This is a genomic window from Burkholderia sp. SIMBA_051, from assembly GCF_046534915.1.
Lineage (GTDB): Bacteria > Pseudomonadota > Gammaproteobacteria > Burkholderiales > Burkholderiaceae > Burkholderia > Burkholderia ambifaria.
The window spans coordinates 115,411-133,795 of the sequence record NZ_JAWRXS010000001.1; the positions used below are offsets into that span (position 1 = coordinate 115,411).

Consider the following 18,385-nt stretch of genomic DNA (forward strand, 5'->3'; position numbering starts at 1 on the left):
GATTGGTTACAGTCTTGCCATCCCCTCGCGAAATACCTATCAGGAGACACCCGATGGATTCCCCCACGATCCTCACGCCGCGCGACTGGCCGTCGCATCCCGCGTATGTCCACCCCGAGTACCGTTCGTCGGTGAAGCGCGGCCCGACGCGCCCGATGATCCCGCTGAAGGAAAAGCTGCGCGACCAGTACGCGCCCGTCTACGGCGCGGAGGATCTGGGCGCGCTCGACCACGACCTGACCAAGAACTCGGTAAAGAACGGCGAGCCGCTCGGCGAGCGCATCGTCGTCACCGGCCGCGTGCTCGACGAAGGCGGCAAGCCCGTGCGCAACACGCTCGTCGAGGTATGGCAGGCGAACGCCGCCGGCCGCTATGTGCACAAGGTCGACCAGCACGACGCGCCGCTCGATCCGAACTTCCTCGGCGCGGGCCGCTGCCTGACCGACGACGAAGGCCGCTACCGCTTCCTGACGATCAAGCCCGGCGCCTATCCGTGGGGCAACCATCCGAACGCGTGGCGCCCGAATCACATCCACTTCTCGCTGTTCGGCGACTACTTCGGCTCGCGCCTCGTCACGCAGATGTACTTCCCCGGCGATCCGCTGCTCGCGTACGACCCGATCTTCCAGGGCACGCCGGAAGCCGCGCGTGATCGCCTGATCTCGCGCTTCTCGATGGACATCACCGAAGAAGGCTATGCGCTCGGCTACGAATTCGACATCGTGCTGCGCGGCCGCGACGCTACCCCGATGGAGCGCTGAACCATGACGACGCTGAAGCAAACCCCTTCGCAAACGGTCGGCCCGTACTTCGCATACGGCCTGTGCCCGCAGCAATACGATTACGATCTGAAGAGCCTGTTCACGCCGGCGATCGCGACGCCGGACGCCGAAGGCGAGCACGTGCTGCTGGTCGGTCAGGTGTTCGACGGCGACGGCAACGTCGTCGGCGACGCGGTGCTCGAATTCACGCAGGTGGATGGTGCGGGCCGTTATCCCGCGTCGCGTGACGACATCGCGAAGTCCGGCTTCACGGGCTTCGCACGCGTCGGCACGGGCACCGATGCGCAGAACCGCTTCGTGGTCCCGACGGTAAAGCCGGGCCGCATCGCCGCCGACGAAGCGCCGCATATCAACGTGACCGTGATGATGCGCGGGATCCTGACGCACGCGTTCACCCGCGTGTATTTCGACGACGAAGCCGCGGCGAACGCGGCCGATCCGGTGCTGAACCTGGTGCCGGCCGAACGCCGTGCAACGCTCGTCGCGAAGCGCGATGCGCAGCCGGGCCGCCCCGTCGTGTACCGCTTCCACATCCGCATGCAGGGGCCGGACGAAACCGTGTTCTTCGACGTGTGACGCGCGAGCCGGCGCAGGCCGGCTGCTCGCACCGAACCGCCGTGTGGCGCGATACCGACAGGCATCGCGTCGCGCGGCGGTTTTTCGTTTTCGGGCACGACATTCGATGTTGTGCCGCAGCACGCGCGACGGCCATCGCCAAAGTCCATGATTGGCCGCCTCCGACCTCGGCATCGAACGCGCGATTGAAACGCATGCTGCGGCAGCACATGAATCGTTGGGAGCACGCGATTTCGTTCGCGCGTTATGCGGCGTATGCTTTGCTATCCGCGATACGCCGATGGAATTGAATCGGGATAGGCAACAATTTTCATGAATGAATGCGCGAACGCCGCCCCGCCGGCTGGTCGCGCATTTTTTCTGACCGAGTGCCTTTAAGCGCGCCTGACCGAATCCTGGCAGGCGCGTTTTTTTCGTCCGCGACCGCAGCGCCGCCGCGACTAGCGGCGAACCTCCAGATACCGGCTCGGTGTATCGCCGAGGATGCGGCGAAACGCCGACGTAAAGGCGCTCGCGCTCGCATAGCCGAGCTCGAACGCGACCCGCGTCACCGGCTGGCCGTCGCTCAGGCGCGTAATCGCCGCGAGCATGCAGACCTGCTGACGCCACGCGGCGAAACTCACGCCGGTCTGCGCGCGGAACAGCCGCGTAAACGTGCGCCGGCTCACCCCCGCATGGGTCGCCACCTGGTCGAGATCGGCCGCGATCGACGGCGACGCGAACAGGTGCCGGCAGATACTCGCGAGGCGCGCGTCGGCGGGCAGCGGCGCGTGCAGCGACAGCCGCGGCATCGTCGCGATTTCCGCGACCAGCAGCGCCATCAGCTTGCCCGCCCGGCCATCGACGTCGTACATCGCCGGCAGGTCGATCGCATCGTCGATCAGTTGCCGCAACAGCGGCGACACGCCGTACACGCCGCACTGGTCCGGCAGCCCCGCGGCCCGGGCCGCGTCGTCGGACACGAACGTGTTGAGCATCGTGACCGCGCCGGTCATCGTCATTTCGTGCCGCACGCCGGGCGGCACCCAGCACGCGCGCTGCGGCGGCACGAGCCAGCGGCCGTGCGGCGTCGACACGCTGATCGTGCCGCGCGACGCGAACGCGAACTGCCCGCGCCCGTGCGCGTGCTCCGGAAACGTCGTGCCCGCCGGATAGTCGTTGGCGGTCACGACCACGCTACGGGGAATGTGGTCGTAGGGATCTGGCAGCGTATTTCTCAAGGCCGGAATTCCATCATGAATGATCTGGTATCGAAGGCGGGTCACCTTCGATCGGTCCGAGATCCGCTCCACGCCTGTGCGACCGGACGGCCGCACGACCCGACGGCCCAATCGGCCGGATTGCGACTTCATCGGAGCGGAGATGCCGACTACGTTTCATCGTGTGTGGGACTGAACCCATCTTTGCGCCAGCCGCCGCGATTGCAGCGTTCCGGCTCGAGACACCCGCCGGGCCTGCGTGACGCGCCGCGCCTCACCGCAGCATGAACGACATGGCCGACAGGCTGTTCAACGTGCGCACCACGTGCTCGACCGACGGCCCGTCGAAGCGCAACGTCACCGCATCGACGCGCTCGAGCGTCGGCAGCATGCAGAACAGATCGGCGAGCGCGGCCGTCTGCACGCGCAGCGTGCAAGCGGCCGGCGCGGGCCGATGCGCGGTTGCGCGCCAGCCGGACGACAGCGCATGCGCGACCGTTTCACGGGCGGCGGTCGCGATGCGCGCGCAGGACGCGGCCGGCGTGAGCGTGTCGCCGCTCGACGCGCCGTGGGCCGTCTTGACCGTCTCGAAACGCGCGTCCGGAAACAGCGGCCGGGTTTCCTCGGCGAACACGTCGTCGCCCGACGCCAGCGCGACGTGCGCGCCGTATTCGCGCGCCAGCGCGCCGTACAGCCCGGCCTCGCCGAGTTCGACGCCGTTCAGCCACACCTGCGTGAATGCAAAATTGTTGATCGTGTGTGCGAGCACGCCGTGCGTCTGCGATTTCGCGTGAAAGCCGATCATGAACACGAGATCGGGTTGCTGTTCGAGGCCCGCCATCATCCCGAGCGTGCGCGGCTTGCCGAGCACGACGCGCGCACGCGCATCGAGCCCGTCGGGCAGCAGATTGCGAAAGCCGCCATGCGAGTCGTTGACCCAGACGGTCTGCGCGCCGCCCGCGAATGCACCTTCGATCGCCGCGTTCGCCTCCGCGGTCATCCAGCGGCGCGCACGTTCGTACTCCGGATTGCCGGCCCGCGTCTGTTCGACGGCAAACACACCGGCGACACCTTCGATGTCGGTCGAGATCAGGATTTTCATGACGGGATATGACGTCCTTCGTTGTCGTCGTTGAACAGGCGCTCGAGATCGGGCACCGCGTCGCGCAGCGATTGCCGAACGTGGCCGTCGCGCCCGACCACGGTCACGGCCTGCAGCAGCGCGTCGGCGATCGCATGCTCGACGCTTTCGGCCGCGGCCATGAACAGCGGATCGAGCGCCGCATCGGCCACGAGGGCCGGCAGTGCGAGAGTCGACGCGTCGTGCGCGATCGTGTAGGCGGTGGAAAATGCGAGCGCGATGTCGCCACTGCCGTGCCCGTAGACCGAACCGGTGCGCGCCAGGCCCGCACCCGCGCGGCGTGCGAGCCGCGACAGTTGCCGTGCGTCGAGCGGCGCATCGGTCGCGAGCAGCAGGATGATCGAGCCTTGCTCGGGCGCCGCCGCCTGCGCGGCCGCGGCGGCGCGCCGCTGCGCGACGATGCGCCCGAGCGGCACGCCACCGAGCGTCAGCATCGGCAGCCTGCCGAAATTCGCGAGCACGAGCGCGCCGACCGTATACGGCCGGCCGGCCGCGACCGCCACGCGCGACGCGGAGCCGATTCCGCCCTTCAGGTCGAAACACGACATCCCGCGCCCGGCGCCCACCGCGCCGCGCGCGAAGTCGCGCGCCGCCGTGCGGCACGCGTCGTCGTAATGCGCGGCCGTCACCGCGAACGCCTGGATATCGTTCAGATAGCCGTCGTTGCACTCGAACACGAGCGGATTGACGGTCGACCAGTCGCGGCCGATCTGCGGATTGTTCGCGATCGCCGCGCGGATCTGCGCGTGCGCGATCGCGCCGACGCCGAATGTATTGGTCAGTGCGATCGGCGTATCGAGCGTGCCGAGCTCGTCGACCTGCACGAGCCCGACGCTCTTGCCGAAGCCGTTGATCACGGCCGCGCCGGCCGGCACCTTGCTGCGGTACAGGTCGCCCGGGTGCGGCTTCACAACGGTGACGCCCGTCTGCACGTCGCCGGCATCGAGCGTCGCATGGCCGACCGTCACGCCCGGCACGTCGGCGATCGTGCCGCGCGGCCCGGCCGGCAGCGTCGCGGCCCACATCGGCACCGCACGCATCAACGGCGCTCCAGCTTAGGATCGAGTGCGTCGCGCAGCCCGTCGCCGAGCAGGTTGAACGCGAGCACGGTCAGGAAGATCGCCAGGCTCGGGAAGATCGCGACGTGCGGTGCGCTCACCATGTCCGCGCGCGCCTCGTTGAGCATCGCGCCCCACTCCGGCGTCGGCGGCTGCGCGCCGAGCCCGAGGAACGACAGGCTGGCGGCCGTGATGATCGACGTGCCGATCCGCATCGTGAAGTAGACGACGACGGACGACACGGTGCCCGGCAGGATGTGCCGCATGATGATCGTCCAGTCGGACGCGCCGATGCTGCGCGCGGCTTCCACGTAGGTCATGTGCTTGAGCATCAGCGTGTTGCCGCGCACGAGCCGCGCGAACGCCGGAATGCTGAAGATCGCGACCGCGCAGATCACGTTGATCATCCCGTTGCCGAGGATCGCGACCACGCCGATCGCGAGCAGGATCCCCGGGAACGCGAACAGCACGTCGGCCACGCGCATCGTGATGCGGTCCCACCAGCCTTCGTAGTAGCCGGCGAGCAGCCCGAAGAACGTGCCGATGAGCGCGCCGAGCGCGACCGAGAAGAAGCCGGCCGCGAGCGAGATGCGCGTGCCGGTGATGATGCGGCTGAAGATGTCGCGGCCGAGCGAGTCGACGCCGAACCAGTGCACGGCCGACGGCCCCGCGTTCAGCGCGTCGTAGTCGAAATAGTTTTCCGGATCGAACGGCGCGATGTGCGGGCCGACGAACGCCAGCACGACGAGCGCGAGCACGAAACCGCCCGCGACGAGCGCGACGGTCTGCTTGCGGAACTTGCGCCAGAATTCGTGCCACGGCGTGCGGACCGCGTTCGATGCGGCCGGCGCCGCGGGCTGGACAGTCGCGTTCATGCGCGCCTCACTTGAACCGGATGGTCGGGTTGATGACCGCGTACAGCACGTCGACGGTCAGGTTGATCAGGATGAATTCCAGCGAGAACAGCAGCACGATCGCCTGGATCACCGGGTAGTCGCGCATCGTCACCGCGTCGACCAGCAGGCGCCCGAGCCCCGGCCAGTTGAACACGGCCTCGACGACGATCGAGCCGCCGAGCAGGAAGCCGAACTGCAGCCCCATCATCGTGACGACCGGGATCATCGCGTTGCGCAGGCAGTGCTTGAGCACGACCATCGGCTCGTGCACGCCCTTCGCGCGCGCGGTGCGCACGAAGTCCTCGTTGAGCACCTCGACGAACGACGCGCGCGTGAAGCGCGCCATCACGGCCGCGACCGCGGCGCCGAGCGTCAGCGACGGCAGCACGTAGCTTTTCCACGTGCCGTCCGGCACGACGGGCAGCCAGCCGAGCTTCACCGAGAAGATTTCCATCAGCAGCATGCCGAGCGCGAACGCCGGAAACGAGATGCCCGACACCGCGATCGTCATCCCGACGCGGTCGGGCCAGCGGTTGCGCCACACCGCCGACGCGATCCCGATCGCCATTCCGAACGCCGTCGCCCACACCATGCTGACGAGCGTCAGCAGCAGCGTCGGCATGAAGCGCTCGCCGATCTCGGTCGACACCGGCCGCTTGCTGCGCGTCGATGTGCCGAAATCGCCGTGCGCGATCTTGACGAAGAAGTTCGCGAACTGCGCGGGCAGCGGCCGGTCGAGGCCGAGATCGGCGCGCACCAGCGCGACCGTCGCGTCGTCGGCTTCGGGGCCCGCCGCGAGCCGCGCCGGGTCGCCCGGCAGCAGGTGCACGAACAGGAACACCAGCACCGCGACGATCGCGAGCGTGGGCAGCAGGCCGAACAGGCGTTTGACGAGAAAATTCAGCATGGGGCACCGATCGAATCAGCGCGCCGGCAGCTTGCGCCGCCGGCACTGCGCAGCGGGCGAACCGCCGTCATTTCACCGAGATTTCGTCGAAGTTGAACGAACCGTCCGGCATCACGTACATGCCGTGCAGGCGCTTGTTACGCGCATAAACGATCTTCTCCTGCACCAGGAAAATCCACGGCGCGTCGGCCCACACCTGCTTCTGCGCATCGGCGTACAGGGTGGCCTTCTTCGCACGGTCGGTGGTCTCGAGCGCCTTCGCGAGCGCGTCGTCGACCGCACTGTTCTTGTAGTACGCGGTGTTGTAGAGCTTCGGCGGCGCCGACGTGGACGCGAGCAACGGCGACAGCGCCCAGTTCGCTTCGCCCGTCGATGCCGACCAGCCGCTGTAGTACATCCGCACCGGCGCCGCGGCCGGATCCTGCGCGCTCTCGACCTTCGCGACCCGCTCGCCGGCCTCCAGCGCCTGGACCTGCACCTTCACACCGACCTGCGCGAGCTGCTGCTGCACGAACTGGATCAGCTTCTGCGCCGTCGAATGGTTGTACGCGGACCAGAGCGTCGATTCGAAGCCGTTCGGATAGCCGGCCTCCTTCAGCAGCGCGCGCGCCTTCGCCGGATCGTACGGCCACGGCCCGAGCTTGGTCGCGTATTCAACGCCGATCGGTGCGACACCCGTCTGCGGGGTCGCATAGCCGGCGAACACGACCTTCGCGAGCGCTTCCTTATTGACCGCGTAGTTCAGCGCCTCACGCACCTTCGGATTGTCGAACGGCTTCTTCTGCGTGTTCAGCGAGATGTAGCGCTGGATGATCGACGGCCGCTCGATCAGCTCGACCTTCGGGTTGCTCTTCAGGTCGGCGGCCTGCTCGAACGGAATGGTGAACGCGAAATCCGCCTCGCCGGTCTTGAGCAGCGCGGCGCGCGTGTTGTTGTCGACCACCGGCTTCCAGTCGATCGAATCGACCTTCGGATAGCCCTTCTTCCAGTAGCCGGCAAATTTCTTCACCTTCATGTCGTCGGTCTGCTTCCATTCGACGAACTCGAACGGGCCGGTTCCGACCGGATGCAGCGACACGTCGCGCCCCCACTTCTTCAGCGCGGCCGGCGAAATCATCACCGCCGACGGGTGTGCGAGCGTGTTGATGAACGCGGAGAACGGCTCGTGCAGCGTGAACTTCACCGTCATCGGATCAACCACCTCGGTCTTCTCGATCACGCGGAACAGCCCGTAACGCTTCAGCTTGTTCGCCGGATCGGTCACGCGGTCGAAGTTCGCCTTCACCGCGGCGGCGTTGAAGTCGGTACCATCCTGGAACTTCACGCCCTCGCGCAGCTTGACCGTATAGACCTTCGCATCGGGCGACGCCTGGTAGCCCGTCGCCAGCACGTTGACGAGCTTCATGTCCTTGTCGAAGCCGAACAGCCCTTCGTAGAACGACTTGACGACGGCTTGCGACACCGTGTCGTTCGCGTCGTACGGGTCCATCGTCGTGAACGTCGAGTACACGGCGACCACGACGTTCTGTTGCGCGAACGCGGGCGCCGCGACCGACAGCGCGAGCGCGCCTGCCCCCGCGGCGAAAAGTGCGCGTGGACGGAACACCGGGAACGAATGCGGCTTGTTCATTTTGTCTGGCTCCTGTGGATGATTCGGTAACGCGTGGTGGAAATCGCGGCGTGACTGCATCCGCTGGGGAAATGACGCCGTTGCCTGGCGCGTGCGCAGCTGCGGTCCATATGCGCCTCGCCGTTCAATTCAATACGCGCCGCCGACGCGATGCGTCGCGACGAAATGATCGGGGCCGACCGCGACGAGCGGCGCGACCGTCGGCTCGTCGCCGATCGCGCGGATCGGGCTCGGAATCTCGTCCGCCGCAAGCTGGCGCGGCGCATGCCGGCGCGCGGGGTCGGCCACCGGCACCGCACTCATCAACTTTCTCGTATAAGGATGCTGCGGCGCCTCGAACACCGCGCGGCGCGGGCCGATCTCGACGATCTGGCCGAGATACATCACCGCGACGCGATGGCTGATGCGCTCGACCACCGCCATGTCGTGCGAGATGAACAGATACGCGACGCCGAGCTCGCGCTGCAGGTCGAGCATCAGGTTGACGATCTGCGCCTGCACCGACACGTCGAGCGCGGACACCGATTCATCGGCGATCACGACCTTCGGGTTCAGCGCGAGCGCGCGCGCGATGGCGATCCGCTGGCGCTGGCCGCCCGAGAATTCATGCGGATAGCGGCGCGCGGCCTCCGGCGGCAGGCCGACCTTGTCGAGCAGCCAGTCGACGCGCGCCTGCGCTTCGCGGCCGCTCGCGACACCATGCACGAGCAGCGGCTCCATGATCGAGAAGCCGACCGTCAGGCGCGGGTTCAGCGACGCGAACGGATCCTGGAAGATGAACTGGATGTTGCGGCGCAGCGCCTGCAGGTCTGCGCCCTTCATCGCGCTGATGTCGCGGCCGTCGAATTCGATCGAGCCGCTTTGCGATTCGACGAGGCGCAGCAGCGAGCGCCCGGTGGTCGACTTGCCGCAGCCCGATTCGCCGACGAGCGCGAGCGTCTCGCCCGCGCGCAGCTCGAAGCTCACGCGCTCGACCGCATGCACGTACTGCGACACGCGACTGAACACGCCGCTCTTCACCGGAAACCGCGTGACGAGATCGCGCACGCGCAGAATCGGCGGCGCGGCCGCATCGACCGCCGGCTGCGCGTCGGCGGCGTCGTGCGCGGCAGGCGCCGGCGCGGCCGCGCCCGTGGCGTCCACCTTCAGCAGCGGAAATTTCTCGGGGATATCGGTGCCCTGCATCGAGCCGAGCCGCGGCACGGCCGCGAGCAGCGCACGCGTGTAGCGATGCGCGGGCGTCGCGAAAATGCGCTCGGACTCGCCCTCCTCGACCTTCTCGCCGCGATACATCACGAGCACGCGGTCGGCCACTTCGGCGACCACGCCCATGTCGTGCGTGATGAAGATCACGCCCATGTTCATTTCGTCCTGCAGCCCGCGGATCAGCTGCAGGATCTGCGCCTGGATCGTCACGTCGAGCGCGGTCGTCGGCTCGTCGGCGATCAGGAGCGCAGGCCGGCACGACAGCGCCATCGCGATCATCACGCGCTGCCGCATCCCGCCGGACAACTGGTGCGGATACCGCGCGAACACGCGGCGCGCCTCCGGGATGCGCACGAGATCGAGCAGCCGCAACGCCTCCGCGCGCGCTTCGGCCGCGCTTTTCGACTGGTGCAGCGCGATCGCCTCGCTGATCTGGTCGCCGACCGTAAACACCGGGTTCAGCGACGTCATCGGTTCCTGAAAGATCATCGCGATGTCCGCGCCGCGGATCCCGCGCATCGTCGCCGCGCTCGCCTGAGCGAGGTCGACGAGCGCGCCGCCGCGACGCCGCAACGCGATCCGGCCGCTCGTGATCTCGCCGCCGCCGTGCTCGACGAGCCGCATCAGCGCGAGCGACGTGACCGACTTGCCGGAGCCCGATTCGCCGACGATCGCGAGCGTCTCGCCGCGATCGACGTGAAACGACACGTTGCGCACCGCATCGAACGTCGCGGCGCCGCGACGGAACATGACCGACAGGTCGTCGACTGCGACGACGCGCTGATCCGGCAGCACCAGCGCGGACGGGGTTCGGCTCGAAGTCATGCGTAGGTCTCCTGGTGCGATCCGGAATCAGGCCGCATCGTCTCGATAGATGCCGACCACGGGCGTCTCGCCGACGCGCGCATAGCCGCGATACATCCCTTCCGTATTGAACGGCATCGCGACGTTGCCGTGCGCATCGACCGCGATGATCCCGCCGCGCCCGGCCAGGCGCGGCAGCTTGTTCATCACGGCGTCGTGCGCGGCGTCGGCGAGCGATGCGCCGCGATACGCGATCTGCGCGGCCACGTCGTGCGCGGTCGCGAGCCGGATGAACATCTCGCCGGTGCCCGTCGCGGATACCGCGCAGGTCGCGTCGTCCGCGTAGCAGCCGGCGCCGATGATCGGCGAATCGCCGACGCGTCCGGGCTGCTTGTTCGTGATGCCGCCGGTCGACGTCGCCGCCGCGACATGCCCGTTGAGGTCGCACGCGACCGCGCCGACCGTGCCGAGCTTGCGATCGGGATCGAGCGGCTCGGCCGGCGCGGCCGCCCCGGCCACTTGCCCTGCGCCGAACGCGAAGCTCGCGGCGTCGTGATCGAGCATCGTGCCGGCCGCCGCCGCGCGTGCCTTGACCCACTGCGCATGACGCGCTTCGGTGTCGAAATAGCCGGGCTCGGCGAGTTCGAGGCCCTGCTCGATCGCGAACGCGTCGGCGCCCGCGCCGGCGAACAGCACGTGCTCGCTCGCCTCCATCACGCGCCGGGCGGCGAGCACCGGATTGCGCACGCGGGTCGCGCTGCAGACCGCGCCGGCCGCGAGCGTCGCGCCGTCCATCACGGCCGCGTCGAGTTCGTGCTTGCCTTCGGCCGTATAGACGGCGCCGCGCCCGGCGTTGAAGAGCGGACAGTCCTCGAGCATCCGCACGGCGACGGTGACGGCGTCGAGCGCGCTGCCGCCGTCGGCGAGCACCTGTTGCGCGGCCTGCAGGATCGCGGTGAGCTCGGCGCGGTACCGGCGTTCGGTGTCGGTATCCATCGCCTCGCGCAGGATCGTGCCTGCGCCGCCATGAATCGCGATGATCGCGGGTGAAGTCATGATTTTTTCGGACCGGAGGAAGAAGGGTTGGCGGCCGGCAGCGCCGCTTGCGGCTGCATCAGCCACGGCAACAGGAATTCGGTCATTTCGGCGGCGGACTTCGCGGAGCGGTGCGTGCGCAGCGCGACCGCATCGATCAGCGCCTCGATCATCGTCAGCACGGCCGCTTCCGACGTGGCCGCGAAACGCCGCTGGGCTTTCACGTACAGGTTCAGCGACGCGACCGGCGCAAGCGGCGAGCCCGGTCCGTCGGAAATGCCGAGCACGCGTGCGCCACGCGCGGCCGCGCGGCGGGCAAGCTCGATCGTGTCCTTCACGTAGCGCGGAAACGCGAGCGCGATCACGAGATCGCGCGAGTCGGCCGAATACAAGCGCCGCGCCGCATGCGTAGGGCCGCCGAGCAGCGCCAGCGACTGCACGTTGTCGTGACACACCGACAAGCCGTGTTCCATCAGGCCGGTCAGAAACGCGCTCGACCCGGCGCCGAGGATCAGCACGCGCCGCGCGCCGACGATCGCCTCGACGGCCGCCTCGACGTCGGTCGCATCCAGCCGCGCACGCGTGTTCTCGATGTTCTCGATGGCCTGGTCGAACACCGCATCGATCCATGCGGCGCCGCGAACGCCCTGCTCCTGTTCCTGCTCCTGCGCGGAACGCAGCCGCTCGACCGGGCCGAGCGTCGCTTCGAAGCCGCGCACGAGCGCCGCACGCATCGCCGGATAGCCATCGAAGCCGAGCGCCTTCGCGAAGCGGTTCGCGGTCGCGATCGATGCATTGACCGCCTGCGCGAGCTCGTCGATCCGCATCGTCGCCGCGCGAAACGGATTCGCGAGCACGAACTCGCCCATCCGGCGATGGATCGGCGTCATCCGCGGCATGGCCGACGCGATGCGCTCCGCGATCGCGGATTCATCCTGACTGGCTTCGTGCGGAGCGAGAGGCGTCATGCGAAGGGTTTTGCAAGGTAGATGAAAATCAATTTACACAATCCGCCGTCCGGAAAAAAATAAATTTTCATCAGGGTTGTCACGGCCCTGTCGCGGCTTTCTGGTTGGTGAGTCGTGCGGCCGGTGCTCGGTTCCGTCGCGCGGGCATTCGGCACGCGGTGGCGCGCTTCGCGACGGACGCCGTATTCGCATGCCGCTCGGGAAAACCCCGAGTACGTTCGTTCGAATGCAGATTCACGTTGACCGGCTTCGAATTCGAACATAGGATGTTCGAAAATGATCAGTCGTCAGATAACGTAACTTTCGATTCCAGCCGAATGTTCGAGCGAACACGGCCCTTTCGCAAAGGAGTCAGGCGAATCGGTGCTCGCTAAGATCGGACATCGTATGAATAAGACTGAGCAAGGCGCCCCCAGCCGGGGCGGATTTGCATGAATCAGGAGACAGCAGTGAAGACAGTCAAGGCGTTGCGCTGGTGGATCATCGTGCTGGTATGTCTGGGCACGATCCTCAACTATCTCGCACGAAATTCCCTCGCGGTGCTCGCACCGGAACTGAAGCATGTGTTCGCGATCTCGACGCAGCAGTACTCGTACATCGTCGGCGCGTTCCAGATCGGCTACACGATCATGCAGCCGGTGTGCGGATTCATCGTCGACCTGATCGGGCTGCGGCTCGGCTTCGCGCTGTTCGCGATGCTGTGGTCGGTGGTCGGCGTCGCGCACGGCTTCGCGTCGGGCTGGCTGTCGCTCGGCATCCTGCGCGGGCTGCTCGGGCTGTTCGAGGCCGCGGCGATTCCGTCGGGAATGAAGGCCGTCGCCGAATGGTTTCCCGATCGCGAGAAATCCGTCGCGGTCGGCTACTTCAACGCGGGCACGTCGCTCGGCGCCGCGATCGCGCCGCCGCTCGTCGTGTTCCTGTCGATGCGGTTCGGCTGGCAATCCGCGTTCATGGTCACCGGCGCGCTCGGCTTCGCATGGGCCGTGCTCTGGTACACGCAGTACCGGTCACCGGCCGAGCATCCGCGCATCACGTCGCAGGAGCGCACGCTGATCAGTGACGGCCAGGCCAGGATGCCGGCCGTGTCGAAGCGCCGGATTCGCGACGTCGTCACCGCGCGCCGCTTCTGGGCGATCGCGCTGCCGCGCTTCTTCGCGGAACCCGCGTGGCAGACCTTCAGCTTCTGGATTCCGCTGTATCTCGCGACCGAACGCCACATGGCGCTCACGGAGATCGCGATCTTCGCGTGGATGCCGTTCCTCGCGGCAGACCTCGGCGGCATCGCCGGCGGCTACCTGTCGCCCTACCTCGCGAAACGGTTCAGTCTGCCGCTCGTGTGGTCGCGGGTCGCGGGCGTCGCGCTCGGCGCGGTGCTGATGCTCGGGCCGGCGACGATCGGGCTCGTGTCGTCGCCGTACACGGCCATTGCGCTGTTCTGCGTCGGCGGTTTCGCGCACCAGATGATCTCCGCACTCGTCAACACGCTGTCGGCCGATGTGTTCGATTCCGAGGAAGTCGGCACCGCCAGCGGCTTCGCGGGAATGGCCGCGTGGATCGGCGGGCTCGGCTTCTCGCTGCTGGTCGGCGCGCTCGCCGACAAGATCGGCTACGCGCCGCTGTTCGCGTGCCTCGGTCTGTTCGACATCATCGGCGTCACGCTGCTCGCGGTGCTGATCCGCGGGCAGTCGAAGCAGGAACGCCTGCTCGCGCAGCATGCCTGACATCCGTTCTCACCAGGAATCACCTTCATGACTTCGCTTCTTCATCCGCCCGTGTTCCGCGTCGCCGACCGGCAGGCGAACCGCGTGCTGCTCGCCTCCGACGCGGGCGCGACCCTCGAGATCTTCGTGCTCGAGGACGACATCGTGCGCGTGCGCATCCTGCCCGATGCGACGGCGCGCAATCCGCGCACGTGGACGATCGCGCCGGGTCTCGACGACGTGCCGCTCGACGGGCGCGATCGTCTCGACCTGAGCGGCTTCGCGCTGCCGGCCTACGCGTTCGCTGAAGATGACCTCGACGTGCGCATCGAGACCGCGCAGGTCCGTCTCGCGGTGCGCCGGCAAGGCGGCCATTGCACGTGGTCGATGCGCGGCGCGGACGGCGCGTGGCGCGTCGTGCTCGCCGACCGCGCGACGCAGGCATACAACTTCGGCTGGTGGGACGACCGCGCCTACCACTACGTCGCACGCGAGCGCGGCGACAAGGTGTTCGGTCTCGGCGAACGCGCGGGCGAGCTCGACCGCACCGGTGCACGCTTCGAGATGCGCAACATCGACGCGATGGGCTACAGCGCGAAGCACACGGATCCGCTGTACAAGCACATCCCGTTCACCATCACGTGGTCGCCCGACGCATGCCAGGGCTTCGGGCTGTTCTACGACACGCTGTCGGACTGCACGTTCGACATGGGCCGCGAGCTCGACAACTACCACGGGCTGTACCGCTACTTCGTCGCCGAGCACGGCGATCTCGACTACTACTTCATCGCGTCGCCCGACACGCCGCTCACGGCCGCGCGGCGCTTCACGTGGCTTACCGGGCGCCCCGCGCGCACGCCGAAATGGGGGCTCGGCTATTCGGGCTCGACGATGAGCTACACCGATGCGCCGGACGCGCAGCGGCAGATGAACCAGTTCGTCGAGCAGTGCGACGCGCACGACATCCTGTGCGACTCGTTCCACCTGTCGTCGGGCTATACGTCGATCGGCGCGAAGCGCTACGTGTTCAACTGGAACCGCGAGAAGTTTCCCGACGCGAAGGGTTTCGTGAAGCACTACCGCGACCACGGCATCCGGCTGTGCGCGAACATCAAGCCGTGCCTGCTGCGCGACCACCCCGCATTCGATGACGCCGCGCGGCGCGGGCTGCTGATCCGCTCGGCGTCCGGCGAACCGGCGTGGGTGCAGTTCTGGGACGAAGTCGGTGCGTATATCGACTTCACGCAGCCGGACGCCTACCGCTGGTGGCGCGAGCAGGTCACGTCGGCGCTGCTCGACTACGGGATCGAGTCGACGTGGAACGACAACAACGAATACGAGATCTGGTCGCCCGACGCGATCGCGCACGGCTTCGGCCAGCCGTTTCCCGCGCGCGAGGCAAAGGTGCTGCAGACGATGCTGATGATGCGTGCGTCGCGCGACGCGCAGCGCGCGCATGCGCCGGCGCAGCGGCCGTTCCTCGTGTCGCGCTCGGGCGGCGCAGGCATGCAGCGCTATGTGCAGACCTGGTCCGGCGACAACTACACGTCGTGGGAAACGCTGCGCTACAACCTGAAGATGGGCCTTGGGCTCGCGTTGTCCGGCGTGTCGAACATCGGTCACGACATCGGCGGCTTCTCCGGTCCCGCGCCGTCGCCCGAGCTGCTGTTGCGCTGGGTGCAGTTCGGCATCTTCATGCCGCGCTTCAGCATCCATTCGTGGAATGACGACGGCACCGTCAACGAACCGTGGATGTATCCCGAGATCACCGCGCAGATCGCGTCGCTGATCAAGCAGCGCTACCGGCTGCTGCCCTATCTCTACCACCTGCTGTGGCTGTCGACCACGCGCTACGAGCCCGTGCTGCGGCCGACCTTCGGCGATTTCCCCGGCGACCGGCGCTGCTACGACGAATGCGACGACATGATGCTCGGCGACGCGCTGCTGGTGGCGCCGGTCGTCGACGCGGGCCGCACGGAGCGCACGGTCTACCTGCCGTCCGGCGCACGCTGGATGTGCTGTGCGAGCGCGCAGTCGTTCGACGGCGGTGCGAGCGTGACGCTGCCCGCGCCGCTCGACACGCCGGTGATGCTATTGCGCGAAGGCCGCGTGCTGCCGCTGAACGTAGCCGCGCAGCGGTTCGGCGCACGCGCCGACACGCGCGGCTTCCTCGTCGCGCCGCGCATCGAGGACGGTGTTGCGTACGGCGAATGCGTCGAGGACGACGGCGAAACGGAAGCGTGGCGCGACGGCGAATACGGGCTGTGGCGCATCGAGACCGGACGCGAGGCATCGGGCGAACTCGGCGTGTCGGTCCGCTGGGAAGGCCGCATGCGCCGCCCCGCCGAGCGCGTCGAAATCCTGCTGCCGACGTCGCTGAAAGGCGCGCTTGCGGTGCGCGGCGCGCGCGTCGAGCACGATGCGCGCGACGGCGCGTGGCGTCGCATCGTCGTGGCGCTCGTCGAGTGATCGCGCAAGGCTGCGCGAACTTGAAACCCTGATCGGGCGGGCCGTACCCACGGCCCGCCACCCACCAAAGAGGAGGCCCCCAGCCTCCCGCCCCGTTGAAGAGACATGGAGATCGACGATGAATGCACCGCACTCCCCGCACTATCGTTTTGCAATCCTGATTTTATCGGCCGCGTCGTTCGGCGCCTTCGCAGCCCATGCACAGAGCAGCGTGACGCTGTACGGCGTGGTCGACGATTCGATCGCGTACGTGAACAACCAGCAAGGCCACTCGAACGTGTACCTGCGCGACGGCAACCTGTATGCGTCGAAGTTCGGGCTGCGCGGCGACGAGGATCTCGGCGGCGGCACGCACGCGATCTTCGATCTGCAATCCGGCTTCAACCTGAACACCGGCGCGCAAGCGGCCGCCGGCACGATCTTCAACCGCCAGGCCTACGTCGGGCTGCGCAACGACCATTACGGCACGGTGACGGCCGGCCGCCAGTACACGCCGTACTTCCTGCTGGTCGGACCTTACGCGCCGAGCAGCTGGCTGACCGGCGCGACCGGCGCGCATCCGGGCGATATCGACGGCCTCGACACGACGATCCGCGTGAACAATTCGGTTACCTATACGTCGCCGACCCTCTCGGGGCTGACCGCGAGCGCGATGTACGCGTTCGGCGGCATCGCCGGTGCGACCGGCAAGGGCAACACATTCAGCGCGGCGCTGCGCTATGCGAACGGGCCGGTCGGGATCGCGGCCGGCTACCTGCGCATCAACAGCTCGGGTTCATCGGCCGGCTTCCTGAATCCGGCGACCGCGGCGTCGGGCAGCTTCGCGGTGTCCGTGCTGAACCAGGGCTACCTGAGCGCGAAGGCCGTCGAGCAGGTCGCGGCGGCCGGCAACACCACGCTCGGCAACCTGACGATGGGCGTCAACTACTCGAACGTGAAGTACCTGCCCGGCAACGGCTCCGCGTTCACGAATACGGCCGTGTTCAATACCTACGGCGCGCTCGCCGCGTACCGCTTCACGCCGACCTTCTCGGTGGCCGGCGCGTTCGCGTACACGCTCGCGTCGAAGGCGAACGGCGTGTCCGGCGCGGCCCGCTACCAGCAATATTCGCTGAAGGAGTCGTACAGCCTGTCGAAGCGCACGACGCTCTATGCGCTGCAGGCGTATACGCATGCGAGCGGGCAGACGCTCGGCGCGCAAGGCGCCGGCCATATCGTCGACGCGGCACCGATCGTCGGCGATTCGCAACAGCTCACGCCGTCGACGACGCACGGCCAGTTCGTCGGCATGGCCGGGATCGCCGTGACGTTCTGAATGCTCGCGGCGGCGCATCGCGCGCTGCTTGTTGCCCGGACGATGCGCATGCCGGTGCGTCGTCCGGGTTGTCAGCCTGCCGCGCAGCCCGGGCGGTTTTCGCATGCGAGCCGATCGCTTACAATCCGTCAGGTTGATTCCTGCACGACCCTTCGTGCAGCCCTGACACCGCGGTACACTCGACGCACGCCGTATCAGGGTCCGGCGCGCGACAAGCGCGGCCGGACGGCGTCGCGCTTCGTTGCGCCCACAACTGGATGCCAGCCATGCCGGAATCCCGCCTCCCGACACCTTCCCCGCTCGAGCCAACGGTCGGCCGCGCCGCCTTCGCCCCGTCACGCCCGTGCGCGACGATCGACGGAGCCGCGCGATGAGCGGCCTCGTGCACGATCGCACTGGCGACGTCATCGCACTCGCGACGCTCGCGCTGCTTTACTTCGGCGGCGTCGGTCTCGCGTTGTGGCGAATTCGCACCGCTGCGCCGCGCGGCAAGCTCTACTGGATCGCCTGCATCGCCCTGCTGGCCGGCGGCGCCATCGCGATGACCGCGAACCTGTCACCGATACCGAACAGCGGCGAGATGCCGCCGGGTTTCGCGCTCGGCGTCGAGGCGGTGCTGCTGGGGCTCGCGCTCGTCGCAGCCGGCTGCGCTTGGTTGATGTTGCGTGCAAGGCGCAGTTGATACCTGGCCTTGCATGG

16 protein-coding genes are annotated in these 18,385 nt (G+C 67.7%); 6 read left to right on the forward strand and 10 right to left on the reverse strand.

What is annotated here, in order from left to right; translation table 11 throughout:
* Positions 1-53: 53 nt before the first annotated feature.
* Both pcaH and pcaG read left to right on the forward strand, forming a co-directional pair.
* Positions 54-761 (forward strand): protocatechuate 3,4-dioxygenase subunit beta, encoded by a 708-nt coding sequence (gene pcaH / locus SB771_RS00495; protein ID WP_175659398.1) that lies wholly within the window; start codon positions 54-56, stop codon positions 759-761.
* Positions 762-764: 3 nt separating this feature from the next.
* On the forward strand, positions 765-1,358 hold the full coding sequence (pcaG, locus tag SB771_RS00500) for a protocatechuate 3,4-dioxygenase subunit alpha (protein ID WP_175659399.1): 594 nt from the start codon (positions 765-767) through the stop codon (positions 1,356-1,358).
* 440 nt (positions 1,359-1,798) lie between these two features.
* On the opposite strand, the gene SB771_RS00505 is transcribed toward pcaG, so the two are convergent.
* From SB771_RS00505 to SB771_RS00550, 10 genes are all read right to left on the reverse strand, one after another.
* Positions 1,799-2,578, reverse strand: a complete 780-nt coding sequence (locus SB771_RS00505) for an AraC family transcriptional regulator (protein ID WP_175659400.1) — start codon at positions 2,576-2,578, stop codon at positions 1,799-1,801.
* A 253-nt stretch (positions 2,579-2,831) separates the two neighbouring features.
* Positions 2,832-3,659 carry a M55 family metallopeptidase gene (locus tag SB771_RS00510; RefSeq protein ID WP_175659401.1) on the reverse strand — a complete coding sequence of 276 codons (828 nt, stop codon included), beginning with the start codon at positions 3,657-3,659 and terminating at the stop codon, positions 2,832-2,834.
* Entirely contained in the window at positions 3,656-4,738 is a 1,083-nt protein-coding gene (locus tag SB771_RS00515) for a P1 family peptidase (RefSeq protein WP_175659402.1), read from the reverse strand. Before SB771_RS00515 ends, SB771_RS00510 begins: the two co-directional genes overlap by 4 nt.
* Positions 4,738-5,631 carry a glutathione ABC transporter permease GsiD gene (gsiD, locus tag SB771_RS00520; RefSeq protein ID WP_011658594.1) on the reverse strand — a complete coding sequence of 298 codons (894 nt, stop codon included), beginning with the start codon at positions 5,629-5,631 and terminating at the stop codon, positions 4,738-4,740. The genes SB771_RS00515 and gsiD overlap by 1 nt, the downstream gene beginning before the upstream one ends.
* A gap of 7 nt (positions 5,632-5,638) precedes the next feature.
* Positions 5,639-6,559: a glutathione ABC transporter permease GsiC gene (gene gsiC / locus SB771_RS00525; RefSeq protein WP_040139637.1), complete on the reverse strand. Its 921-nt coding sequence runs from the start codon at positions 6,557-6,559 to the stop codon at positions 5,639-5,641.
* 67 nt (positions 6,560-6,626) lie between these two features.
* Positions 6,627-8,189: a glutathione ABC transporter substrate-binding protein GsiB gene (gene gsiB / locus SB771_RS00530; RefSeq protein WP_105832699.1), complete on the reverse strand. Its 1,563-nt coding sequence runs from the start codon at positions 8,187-8,189 to the stop codon at positions 6,627-6,629.
* Positions 8,190-8,318: 129 nt separating this feature from the next.
* Positions 8,319-10,220 (reverse strand): dipeptide ABC transporter ATP-binding protein, encoded by a 1,902-nt coding sequence (locus tag SB771_RS00535; protein WP_175659403.1) that lies wholly within the window; start codon positions 10,218-10,220, stop codon positions 8,319-8,321.
* Between the two features lie 27 nt (positions 10,221-10,247).
* The gene (locus tag SB771_RS00540) at positions 10,248-11,255 is read right to left on the reverse strand and encodes an isoaspartyl peptidase/L-asparaginase family protein (protein ID WP_105832697.1); all 1,008 of its coding nucleotides are present in this window, start codon (positions 11,253-11,255) and stop codon (positions 10,248-10,250) included.
* Entirely contained in the window at positions 11,252-12,202 is a 951-nt protein-coding gene (locus tag SB771_RS00545; protein WP_175659404.1) for a MurR/RpiR family transcriptional regulator, read from the reverse strand. Before SB771_RS00545 ends, SB771_RS00540 begins: the two co-directional genes overlap by 4 nt.
* Complete coding sequence (locus SB771_RS00550) at positions 12,199-12,465, reverse strand: hypothetical protein (protein WP_175659405.1); 267 nt, start codon at positions 12,463-12,465, stop codon at positions 12,199-12,201. The genes SB771_RS00545 and SB771_RS00550 overlap by 4 nt, the downstream gene beginning before the upstream one ends.
* Positions 12,466-12,651: 186 nt before the next feature.
* Between SB771_RS00550 and SB771_RS00555 the strand changes: the two genes are divergently transcribed.
* From SB771_RS00555 to SB771_RS00570, 4 genes are all read left to right on the forward strand, one after another.
* Positions 12,652-13,923, forward strand: coding sequence for an MFS transporter (locus tag SB771_RS00555; protein WP_175659406.1), 1,272 nt, complete (start codon positions 12,652-12,654; stop codon positions 13,921-13,923).
* A gap of 27 nt (positions 13,924-13,950) precedes the next feature.
* Positions 13,951-16,371: a glycoside hydrolase family 31 protein gene (locus tag SB771_RS00560; RefSeq protein ID WP_175659407.1), complete on the forward strand. Its 2,421-nt coding sequence runs from the start codon at positions 13,951-13,953 to the stop codon at positions 16,369-16,371.
* 118 nt (positions 16,372-16,489) lie between these two features.
* Positions 16,490-17,686, forward strand: coding sequence for a porin (locus SB771_RS00565; RefSeq protein ID WP_175659408.1), 1,197 nt, complete (start codon positions 16,490-16,492; stop codon positions 17,684-17,686).
* A 370-nt stretch (positions 17,687-18,056) separates the two neighbouring features.
* Positions 18,057-18,368, forward strand: a complete 312-nt coding sequence (locus SB771_RS00570; protein WP_105832692.1) for a hypothetical protein — start codon at positions 18,057-18,059, stop codon at positions 18,366-18,368.
* Positions 18,369-18,385 lie beyond the last annotated feature (17 nt).